Annotated in this window: 11 protein-coding genes; 5 read left to right on the top strand and 6 right to left on the bottom strand. The window is 72.8% G+C overall.

What is annotated here, in order from left to right:
* Positions 1 to 83: 83 nt before the first annotated feature.
* Both FOE67_RS07320 and FOE67_RS07315 read right to left on the bottom strand, forming a co-directional pair.
* Positions 84 to 845: an SDR family oxidoreductase gene (locus tag FOE67_RS07320; protein ID WP_182661692.1), complete on the bottom strand. Its 762-nt coding sequence runs from the start codon at positions 843 to 845 to the stop codon at positions 84 to 86.
* Between the two features lie 114 nt (positions 846 to 959).
* Positions 960 to 1688, bottom strand: a complete 729-nt coding sequence (locus FOE67_RS07315) for a DUF5710 domain-containing protein (protein WP_323384423.1) — start codon at positions 1686 to 1688, stop codon at positions 960 to 962.
* A 306-nt stretch (positions 1689 to 1994) separates the two neighbouring features.
* Between FOE67_RS07315 and FOE67_RS07310 the strand changes: the two genes are divergently transcribed.
* The 5 genes from FOE67_RS07310 (at position 1995) to FOE67_RS07290 (ending at position 5458) form a co-directional block, all read left to right on the top strand.
* Positions 1995 to 2438, top strand: coding sequence for a helix-turn-helix domain-containing protein (locus FOE67_RS07310; RefSeq protein WP_182661690.1), 444 nt, complete (start codon positions 1995 to 1997; stop codon positions 2436 to 2438).
* Positions 2439 to 2578: 140 nt separating this feature from the next.
* Positions 2579 to 3022 carry a hypothetical protein gene (locus FOE67_RS07305; RefSeq protein WP_182661688.1) on the top strand — a complete coding sequence of 148 codons (444 nt, stop codon included), beginning with the start codon at positions 2579 to 2581 and terminating at the stop codon, positions 3020 to 3022.
* Positions 3023 to 3195: 173 nt separating this feature from the next.
* Positions 3196 to 3537: a DUF2516 family protein gene (locus tag FOE67_RS07300; protein ID WP_182661686.1), complete on the top strand. Its 342-nt coding sequence runs from the start codon at positions 3196 to 3198 to the stop codon at positions 3535 to 3537.
* A 269-nt stretch (positions 3538 to 3806) separates the two neighbouring features.
* The gene (locus FOE67_RS07295; protein WP_182661684.1) at positions 3807 to 4430 is read left to right on the top strand and encodes a DUF47 domain-containing protein; all 624 of its coding nucleotides are present in this window, start codon (positions 3807 to 3809) and stop codon (positions 4428 to 4430) included.
* Between the two features lie 5 nt (positions 4431 to 4435).
* On the top strand, positions 4436 to 5458 hold the full coding sequence (locus FOE67_RS07290; RefSeq protein WP_182661682.1) for an inorganic phosphate transporter: 1023 nt from the start codon (positions 4436 to 4438) through the stop codon (positions 5456 to 5458).
* Positions 5459 to 5812: 354 nt separating this feature from the next.
* Here FOE67_RS07290 and pstB read toward each other — a convergent pair whose 3' ends face one another.
* From pstB to pstS, 4 genes are all read right to left on the bottom strand, one after another.
* Positions 5813 to 6589, bottom strand: coding sequence for a phosphate ABC transporter ATP-binding protein PstB (pstB, locus tag FOE67_RS07285; protein ID WP_182661680.1), 777 nt, complete (start codon positions 6587 to 6589; stop codon positions 5813 to 5815).
* Between the two features lie 32 nt (positions 6590 to 6621).
* Positions 6622 to 7770, bottom strand: coding sequence for a phosphate ABC transporter permease PstA (gene pstA, locus FOE67_RS07280; protein WP_182661677.1), 1149 nt, complete (start codon positions 7768 to 7770; stop codon positions 6622 to 6624).
* Positions 7771 to 7840: 70 nt separating this feature from the next.
* Positions 7841 to 8824, bottom strand: a complete 984-nt coding sequence (gene pstC, locus FOE67_RS07275; protein ID WP_182661675.1) for a phosphate ABC transporter permease subunit PstC — start codon at positions 8822 to 8824, stop codon at positions 7841 to 7843.
* A gap of 118 nt (positions 8825 to 8942) precedes the next feature.
* Positions 8943 to 10067, bottom strand: coding sequence for a phosphate ABC transporter substrate-binding protein PstS (pstS, locus tag FOE67_RS07270; protein ID WP_182661672.1), 1125 nt, complete (start codon positions 10065 to 10067; stop codon positions 8943 to 8945).
* Positions 10068 to 10424: the final 357 nt, after the last annotated feature.

Raw genomic sequence — 10424 nt, 5'->3', positions numbered from 1 at the left:
GGAGACCGTCCACCTCGCACGGCAGGGCGTCGACACCCGTGTTCTCTCCCCCGGCCCCGCCCCGGAGGAGCCGCCCCGGCGGGTCAGCGGCGGGCGGCGCCGGCGCGCCCGGCGAGCCACTCGTCGAAGGTGCGGGTGCCGCGCGGACCGGGTTCGGTGGGCAGCAGACCGCCCTCCGCCATCTGCCGTCCCGCCCTGCCGAGAGCCGCCAACGGCAGCCGCAGGACGAGGCGCTTCCCGCCCCGGACCCGCACCAGGCGGCGCGCCTGGTCCAGCAGGATCTCCCGCCGCGGCCCCGCCAGGTCCGGCACCGTTCCCGAGGGCTCGCCGGCCACCAGGCCGACCAGGACGTCGGCGACGTCCCGGGTGTCGATCGGCTGGTTGGGCACCCGGGGAACCGCCGCCACCGGCCCCGGCATCGAGGCCATGAACTGCCCCGCGAAGTCGTGGAACTGGGTGCAGCGCTGGATCGTCCACGGCACCGACCCGGTCCGGACCAGCTCCTCCTGCCGCAGTTTGCCCGCGTAGTAGCCGGTCTCCACCCGGTCGCAGCCGACGATCGACAGCAGGAGGTGGTGCCGGACCCCGGCCCGTTCCCCGGCGGCGAGGAGGTTGCGCGTCCCCGCCTCGAAGAACGCCCGGGCCTCCGCCGCCTTCATCGTCACCTTGTTGGCGAGGTCGATCACCGCCTCCACGCCGGCCATCGCCTCCGCCAGGCCGTCTCCCGTCACCAGGTCCACGCCCCGGCTCGGGGCGAGCACCACCGGCTCGTGCCCGGCGGCGGTCAACGCCTCCACCACCGGCCGTCCGACCGTTCCCGTCCCCCCGGCCACCGCCACGCGCATGTCCGTCTCCCTTCGATCCGTCCGGATTTCCCGGCGCCCGCGTCCGTCGCGGTCACAGGAGGGACCGGACGGCGCCCCGGAACGTGACATCCGGTTCCGCCGGGGCCCTCCGGGTCAGCGGCCCGGACCTCCCGACCGCCGGCGCCCCGCCTCGGCGCGCAGGGTCTCCCCGGCGATCGCGGCGCGGTCCCCGGCTCCGGGCGGGGGCGCGAGGGTGATCCCCGCGTCGGTGAGGATGCCGAGATCCAGGGTCCAGGTGACCCGCGAACGCGCCTCCCACACCTCGAAGGCCGCCGCCACGTGCTCCCGGGCCGTCATCCGGTCCATGCCGGTGACCCGGGTCAGATGGGCGAGGGCCCGCTCCTCCAGACCGCGCACCTGCGCGTACCCGAAGTGGGTGACGGTGTGGCAGTCGGTGCACAGGCAGATCAACCGCTTGAGTGTCTGTCGGCGGGCGGGGTGGTCGTACACCCACCGCTCGTGGGCCTCCAACCATCGACGGGCGTCCCGGTCCTCCACCGCGCCACAGATCTCACACCGCATCCCGGCTCGGCGGGTGATCATCCGGCGCAGCCGCTCCCAGTCCCGGGGCGCCACGCAGGAACGGACGTTGGTGAACCAGCAGGTACTGGGCACCAGGTCCACGAAGAGACCGTGCCCGAGGGTCCGATCCTCGCCGGGCAGGAGATCGGGAATGTCCGGGGCCGCCGCCCAGCGCTCCAGCGCGGGGATGCCCGGACGGGGCGCGTACCACCGCTTGGCGCGCGGATCCCAGCGGGCGCCCCCCTTCTTCGCCTCGTCCTTCTCCGCGAACGGAACGTCCAACCACACGCGCTCGCCCACCACACCCTCCCCGGGGCCCTGCTCCGCCACTTCGTCCCTCCCGATTGTCGAGGCCCCGCCCACCGTTGAAAGCCGGGGGAACGACCGTGGCGGAAATGCGGTCGACATCGGCCCCGAACCGACCGGGAGGTGCCGGACCGGTACGGGACACCGCTCCGGAGGACGGCGGCCGGATGGGGGTGCCGGGATCGGGTGCCCCCCGGTGGAGGACGTCGAGGGGCCCCCGGGGCCGTCCGACCCGGGGCGGGTGGGCACGCTTGCAAGCGGGTGCTTGCAATTGTTAGCACGATGCCGCACAGTGGGGTCATGGGATCGTTCGAGGGCGGTGGACTGGGGGCGTTCCTGCGGGAGCAGCGCCGGCAGGCGAAGCTGTCGCTGCGTCAACTGGCCGACGCGGCCGGTGTCTCCAACCCCTACCTCAGCCAGATCGAGCGCGGGCTGCGCAAGCCGAGCGCGGAGATCCTCCAGCAGATCGCCAAGGGGCTGGAGATCTCGGCGGAGACGCTGTACGTCCGCGCCGGGATCCTCGACGAGCGGGTCCGCGACGAGGCGGACCCGGGGGCCGCGCGGGAGCCGGAGGAGTCCGGCGTGCGGGCGGCGGTGCTCGCCGATCCGGGACTCACCGACGAGCAGAAGCAGGCGCTGCTGCGCATCCACGAGGCGTTCCGTCGCGAGAATGCCGCCGGCACGGACGGGGAGAAGCACGACACCGGGCCCCCGCCCACCACACCCCCGACCACGGGAAGTTGAGACCACGGGACCGGCCGCCGGGTGTTCGGCGGCCCGTCCCCGGGAACGGCGCGCCCACCCCGGCCGACGGGCACGGGGACCGGCACACACCCACAAACGAACACCAGTGCGATATCAGCACGCGCAAACCGGGAGGAACCATGAGCGTCACCGAGGACATCCGGAAGAACCTGAACGAGGCCACCCCCCTGTACGTGGTCGCCGGCGCCGCGGACCTGGCGGCCGAGAAGCTGCGGGAGCTGCCCGCCTCGCTGGAGAAGCTGCGCGAGGAGGCGCCCGGTCGGCTGCGCGAGGTGCGCGAGAACGAGCTGCCGAAGCTGCGCGACCGCGCCCGGGAGCTGGCCGAGCAGGGCCGGGAGACGGCCCGCGAGTACGCGGGGAAGGCCCGCGAGACCTACGAGGAGCTGGCCGTGCGCGGCCGGGGCGCCGTGGAGCACTGGCGCGACCGCCGCGAGGAGACCGCCGGGGAGACCACCGGGGAGAAGGCCGACGCCGGGGCCCCCGAGGTCACGGTGGAGCGGATCACCGACCCCGCCGGGGCCTCCGGTGACGGGACCCCCGGCACCGGTGCCGAGGGGCGCTGAGTCCGGTGGCCGCGCGCCGCGTCCCGTCCCGGCGGGACGCGGCGCGGCCGGTCGGTGTGCGGTGGTCGGCCCGGGAACGTTGGGCACCCGACCCGTACCCGGTAGCGTTGAGGGGGACCGACCGGCGGCCCGACCGGTGACCGCCCGGCGAATCGACAGGATGGTGAACGGCGATGCTGTTGGAAGGGTTCTTCTCCCTGATGGGCCTGGTGCGCCTGGGCCTGCTGGTCCTGAGCATTTTCGCCCTGGTGCACGCCGTCATGCAGCGGGAGGACGCCTTCCGGGCGGCCGACAAGAAGACCAAGCCCTTCTGGCTGGTGATCCTCGGTGTGTCGGTGGCGGTGCAGTTGTTCATCCCGGGCTTCCTGCTGCTGGCGCTGGCGGGCACGATCGCGGCGGTGGTCTACATCGTGGACGTCCGTCCGGCCGTCGCGGCGGTCGGTGGCGGTGGCGGCGGCCGGGGTGGCTGGAGCAGCAGCGACGGCCCCTACGGCCCCTACAACGGCGGTCGGTGAGGTTCCTCGCGGAAACCCCCGCGGAAACAGCGTGCGTCGGGCCGTGCCCGGCGCACGCGCACATGGGGGGAAGCGGACGGGCGGGGGCGGGGAGCGGGTTCCCCGCCCCTCGGCGTGTCGAGTGGAAACGATCAAGAAATGATCGCCCCCCGATGTTCAAGCGGGCCCCGGTGCGGGAAATCTCACCTGCGGAAGTGGTGAGCACCGGACTAAATATGCCCTTAGCATCTTCGGGTTACCACCGCCCGATGAATCGCAGAGGACGTCCAGTGCGCTTTCGTATGACGCCCCGGGAAACGGGCTTCCACGACCTCTTCGCCGCGGCGGCGGACAACATCCTCACCGGGTCCAAGCTCCTGCTGGAACTGCTCGGCTCCGACGCCGAGGGGCGCGCGGAGATCGCCGAGCGCATGCGGGCAGCCGAGCACGCGGGGGACGACACCACCCACGCCGTCTACCACCAGCTGAACTCCTCCTTCATCACGCCCTTCGACCGCGAGGACATCTACCGCCTCGCGGCCCGCCTCGACGACATCATGGACTTCATGGAGGAGGCCGTCGACCTCGTCGTCCTCTACCGCATCGACGAACTGCCACCGGGCGTGGACCAGCAGATCCAGGTGCTCAACCGGGCCGCCGAGCTGACCGCCGAGGCCATGCCGCACCTGCGCACCATGGAGAACCTCACCGAGTACTGGATCGAGGTCAACCGCCTGGAGAACCAGGCCGACCGCGTGCACCGCCGGCTGCTGGCCCACCTGTTCACCAACGGCGCCTACGACGCCGTGGAGATCATGAAGCTCAAACAGATCGTGGACGTGCTCGAGGAGGCCGCCGACGCCTTCGAGCAGGTGGCCAACACGGTCGAGTCCATCGTGGTCAAGGAGTCCTGAGGACGGTGACCGGAACCGCCCTGGCGGCGCTGATCGCGACCGCCCTCGCCCTGACCTGCCTGCACGGCTTCCGGGACGCCCCGCACCTGCTCGCCGCCTCCGTCTCCACCCGCGCCCTGACCCCCCGGGTGGCGCTGGTGCTCGTGTGCGTCATGGGCGCGGCGGGTGCCCTGCTGGGCACGGCGGTGGCGACCACCATCGCGTACCGCCTGGTGGACATCGACCCGGGGGGCGCCGGCCTGACGGCGGTCCTGGCCGGAACGACCGGGGCGCTGCTGTGGGCGGGCCTCGCCCGGCGGCTGCGGATGCCGGGGTCCACCTCGCAGGCCCTGATCGGCGGTGTGCTGGGCGCGGTGCTCGCCGGCTCCCTCCTGTCCGACGCCGGCTCGGTGCGCTGGGGCGAGGTCCTGGGCCGGGTGGTGCTCCCCATGCTGCTGGCGCCCGTCGCCGCCCTCGCCGGGGCGTGGGTGCTGATGATCGCCGTCCTGTGGATCTTCCGTCACAGCCGGCCGCGCCGGGTGCAGCACGGCTTCCGGATCGCCCAGTCGGTCTCCGCCGCCGGGACGGCGATGGGCTTCGGCCTGCAGAACGCCCAGAAGACGATGGGCGTGATACTGCTGGGCCTGGTGGCCGCGGACGCGGTGCGGCCGGGCACCGGCGTGCCCTGGTGGGTGCGGCTGACCTGCGCGGCGGCCCTGGTCGTCGGCACCGCGCTGGGCGGCCTGCGCCTGATGAGCCGGACCCGGCGCCGGATCCTGGAGGCGGACCCGCCGCGCGCCTTCGCGGCCGAGGCGAGCACCTCGGTGACGCTGCTGTTCGCCTCCCTGATCCCCGGTGTCCCGCTGTCCCCCACCCAGGTCGCCGCACCGGCGGTGCTGGGCGCCGGCGCCACCCGGCGCCGGCGGTGGACCCGGGCGGTGCGCTCGGGCACCTCGGGCGCCCGGCTGGCCGGTCACGCGCTGACCCCCCTGGCGGCGGCCGGGAGCGGCGCGGTGCTCTGCCTGATCCTGCTCCCCCTCACGGGCTGAGCGCTCCGGGAGGGGCCCCGGACCGTACCGTCGGGGGGGGCGGCGGTCCGGAGCCCGGCGCCCCCGTCGCACGCCGCCCCGGCGGCCGGGGCGTTCCGCGCCCCCGTCGCACGCCGCCCCGGCGGCCGGGGCGTTCCGCGCCCCGGCGGCCGGCCCCGCCGGGGGTGGTCGGCCGGCCCGACCTCCTCCGCGTCCCCTTCCCCGGCGCCCGTCCGGCACCCGACGGCACCCGACGGCACTGTGCGGAGAACGCGACGCGACGCCGGTGCCCGGTCCCCCGCGCGGGGGGTCGGGCACCGGCGTCGCGTCGCGTTTCCGCCCGGCGACCCGGCCGATGCGGCCGGGCCGGCCGGATCAGCCGAAGCGGCCCGAGATGTAGTCCTCGGTGGCCTGCTCGGAGGGGTTGGAGAAGATCCGGTCGGTGTCGTCGATCTCGATGAGCTTGCCGGGCCGGCCCACCGCCTCCAGGTTGAAGAAGGCGGTCCGCTCGGAGACCCGGGCGGCCTGCTGCATGTTGTGGGTGACGATGACGATGGTGAACCGCGACTTCAGCTGGGCGATCAGGTCCTCGATGGCGAGGGTGGAGATCGGGTCCAGCGCCGAGCACGGCTCGTCCATCAGCAGCACCTCCGGCTCCACCGCCGTGGCCCGGGCGATGCACAACCGCTGCTGCTGACCGCCGGAGAGGCCGGCGCCCGGCTTGTGGAGACGGTCCTTGACCTCGTTCCACAGGTTCGCGCCGCGCAGGTTGCGCTCCACGATGTCGTCCAGCTCGGACTTCTTGTAGCTGCCGTTCAGGCGGGGCCCGGCGATGACGTTCTCGTAGATGGACATGGTCGGGAACGGGTTGGGCCGCTGGAAGACCATGCCGACGGTGCGCCGCACCTGCACGGGGTCCACGCCCGGCCCGTAGAGGTCCTCGTTGTCCAGCATGACGCGGCCCTCGACCCGGCCGCCCGGGGTCACCTCGTGCATGCGGTTGAGGGTCCGCAGGAAGGTGGACTTGCCGCAGCCGGAGGGGCCGATGAAGGCGGTCACGGACTTGGGCTCGACGTGCATGCTGATGTCGTCGATGGCCTTGTGGGTGCCGTAGTAGGCGGTCAGCCCGGTGACGTCGATGCGCTTGGCCATGGGATGTGTTCTCTCGCTTCTCTCGATGGCCCTCAGCGGCCGGACTTCGGGGCCTTCCAGCGGGCGATGCCGCGGGCGACCAGGTTCAGGATCATGATGAGCACGATCAGCACCAGGGCGGCGGCCCAGGCACGGTCGTAGGCGGCCTGCGTGCCCAGCGCCCACTGCTCGTAGACGAACAGCGGCAGCGAGGACTGCGCGCCCTCGAAGGGGTTGGCGTTGATCACGTTGCTGCCGAAGACCAGCAGGATGATCGGCGCGGTCTCACCGGCGATGCGGGCCAGCGCCAGCATGACGCCGGTGGTGATACCGCCGATCGCGGTGGGCAGCACCACCTTGAGGATGACCCGCCACTTGGGCACGCCCAGCGCCAGCGCGGCCTCGCGCAGTTCGTTGGGGACGAGCTTGAGCATCTCCTCGGTGGAGCGGACCACGATCGGCATCATCAGGATCGCGAGCGCCAGGGCGCCGGCGAAGCCCGAGTAGCCGAAGCCGAGCATCATGATCCACAGGCTGAGGACGAAGAGGCCGGCGACGATCGACGGGATGCCCGTCATGACGTCCACGAAGAAGGTGATGGCCTTCGCCAGTCGGCCGCGCCCGTACTCCACCAGGTAGACGGCGGTCAGCAGGCCGATCGGGATGGCGATGACGGAGGCCAGCAGCACCTGCTGGAGGGTGCCGAGGATGGCGTGGTAGATGCCACCGCCCTCCTGCCAGGAGAGCACGCCGTTCATCGAGTGGGTCAGGAAGTACCAGCTCACGCCGGGGATGCCGCGGGCGACGGTCTCCCAGATCAGCGAGGCCAGCGGCAGCACCGCGACGACGAAGCTGCTCCACACCAGGCTCGCCGCCAGCCGGTCCACCGCCTGGCGGCGGCCCTCGACGGCGGAGGTCAGGACGAAGGTCGCGACGACGAAGACCAGGGCCGCGATCAGGCCCCACTGGACCCGGCTCTCCAGGCCGCCGAGGAGGCCGACCAGGACGCCGACCGCGACGGAGCCCAGGGCGACGCCGGCCGGTGCCCAGCGGGGCAGCCGGGGGCGGCGCAGGGTGCTCGGACCGGCCGGGACGGGCCCGGTGCCGGCCGGGCCCCCGCCGTCGGGGCCGGCCCCGGCGGCGCCGGAGGTCGGGGTGGGGGCGGGGGCCCGGCCCCGCTTGTCCTTCACGATCTCGCTCATGCCCGGGCCTCCTTCCGGTCGGTGGTGCGGGGGGTGCGGGGGGTGCCGACGGGCGGCAGCGGCGCGCGCATCACACGAAGTCCTTCCGGCGGGCGATGATCAGCCGGGCGGCACCGTTGACCAGCAGGGTGAGCAGGAAGAGCACCAGGCCGGAGGCGATCAGGGCGTCACGGCCCATCGCGCCCGCCTCCTTGAACTGGCTGGCGATGTTCTGGGCGAAGGTGCCGCCGCCGGACTCCAGCAGGCTGATGTTGATCAGGAAGGCCGGGGAGAGCACGGTGGCCACGGCCATCGTCTCGCCCAGCGCGCGCCCGAGGCCGAGCATCGAGGCGCTGATGATGCCGGAGCGGCCGAAGGGCAGGACGGTCATCCGGACCACCTCCCAGCGGGTGGCGCCCAGCGCCAGCGCGGCCTCCTCGTTCGCCTTCGGGGTCTGCTTGAAGATCTCCCGGGTGACGCTGGTGATGATCGGCAGGATCATGATCGCCAGCAGGATGCCGACGGTCATCAGCGAGCGGGCCGGGGAGCCGTCGTAGGAGAAGACGCCGGTCCAGCCGAGGAAGTCGTCCAGCCATTCGTACAGGCCGGTGATGTGCGGCACGAGGAACAGCGCGCCCCACAGGCCGTAGATGATGCTGGGCACCGCGGCGAGCAGGTCCACCACGTAGCCGACGGTGCCGGCGATGCGGCGCGGCGCGTAGTGCGAGATGAACAGCGCGATGCCGACCGCCACCGGCACGGCCAGCAGCATCGCGATGACGGAGCTGACGACCGTGCCGAAGAGGAGCACCGCGATACCGAAGACCGGCGGGTCGGCGTTGGCGTTCCACTCGAAGGTGGTCAGGAAGTTGCCCTCGTTCGCCCGGATGGCCACGACGGCGCGGATGGTCAGGAAGACGGCGATCGCCGCCATGATCACCAGAAGGGTGATCCCGGCCCCCTTGGACAGGCCGCTGAAGATGCGGTCGCCCGGCCGGACGGCGCTGCGCCGCGCCGGCTCGGGCCCCGGTCCCCCGGCGGGCGCCGGGGCGGGGTCGGTGGTGGTGGCGGACATCCGTGGGTCCTTCGGTCTCGGGCGGTGCCGGGCCGGCCCCGGCCCGGTGGGGCCGTCGTCCGGCACGCGGCGGGGCGTGCGGGTCGGGACCGGCGCGGTGTGCGCCGGTGGGCCCGGATCAGGTCATGGCGTCGAGGCGCTCGCGCACCTGCTCGATGATCTCGTCGGGGATGGCGGCGTAGTCGATCCGCGTGATCATCTCCTGGCCCTCCTCGCCGGCGGTCCAGTTGAGGAAGGCCCGGGTGAGCTCCAGGGTCTCCGGGTCGTTGCCCCGGTCGCACATGATCTCGTAGGTGATGAGGACGATCGGGTAGGCGCCGGGCTCGTCGGTGGTGTAGTCGAGTTCCATCGCGAGGTCACCGTCGGTGCCGATCACCTCGCCGGCCGCGATGCCGGTGGTGGCGTTCTCGACGGTGGCGGCGACGGGGTCGCCCGCGCCGGTGTCCACCAGGACGGTGGGGATGTCGTTCTCGTGGGCGTAGGACAGCTCGAAGTAGCTGATGGCCCCGACGTTCTGCTGCACCATGCCGACCAGGCCGGAGGAGCCGTCGGCGGACTGGCCGCCGCGGCCGTGCCACACCTTGTCCGGCTCGTGCGGCCAGGAGTCGGGGGCGGAGGCGGCCAGGTAGGAGGTGAAGTTGTCGGTGGTGCCCGACCCGTCGGAGCGGGAGAACGGGGTGATGCGGGTGTGGGGCAGGTCCGCGTCGGGGTTCAGTTCGGCGATCGCCGGGTCGTCCCAGTGGGTGATGCGCGAGTCGAAGATCAGGGCGAGGGTGTCGGCGTCCAGGACGAGGTCGTCCACGCCGGGCAGGTTGTAGCCGATGGCGACGGGGCCGGCGACCATCGGCAGGTGGATGGCGCGCCCGCCGTCCCGGCACACGGCGCGGGACTGCTCGATCTCGGCCTCCTTCATCCGGGAGTCCGAGCCGCCGAAGGCGGTGGTGCCCTGGAGGAACTCCTGGATGCCCGCGCCGGAGCCGGTGGCCTTGTAGTTCACCTGGCCCTCGTCGCAGTTGGCCATGTAGGCGTTGGCCCACACCTCCATGGCGTTGGCCTGGGCCGTGGAGCCGGAGGCCAGCAGGGTGCCGGGGGGGCCGCACTCGATGGTGTCCGAGGTGTAGTCGACGGCGCCGGGGAGGCCGGTGTTGTCGTCGCTGCCGCAGCCGGTCAGGAGCAGGGCGCCGGCGACCGCGGACACTCCCGCGAGACGGGCACGACTGCGGGTCACGCGCGGAAGCTGCACGGTCGTTCCATTCCTTCCCTCGAACGCATGGGCGAGCCACGAACGTGCCCGCCCGCATCCGAACGTAGGAAGCAGAAGTGAATCGGCCATCCGTCCCAAGTGAACAGAAGATGAACCGGAAGGGTCGGGAAGTTGGACCGCCCACCGATCGTCACCGCGAACGGAGGCGATGTCACTCCCGGTGACCGCCATCCGGGGGCGCGGGGATTCGAGTCGCCCGACACCGGAGCCCATTGTCCCGATATCACCGGGAAAACCCGACCCGGCGAAAGCGAACGGAAAGTGAACCGGGTCACAGTTCCCCCGCTCGGCGGTCACCCCGCGGGCGGGAGGCGCCGAGGGGGCCGGGGCTGTCTC

Source organism: Streptomyces calidiresistens (genome assembly GCF_014141525.1).
GTDB lineage: Bacteria > Actinomycetota > Actinomycetes > Streptomycetales > Streptomycetaceae > Streptomyces > Streptomyces calidiresistens.
Note: the sequence above shows the minus strand (reverse complement) of the source record. Positions and strands in the feature narration are given on the sequence as shown.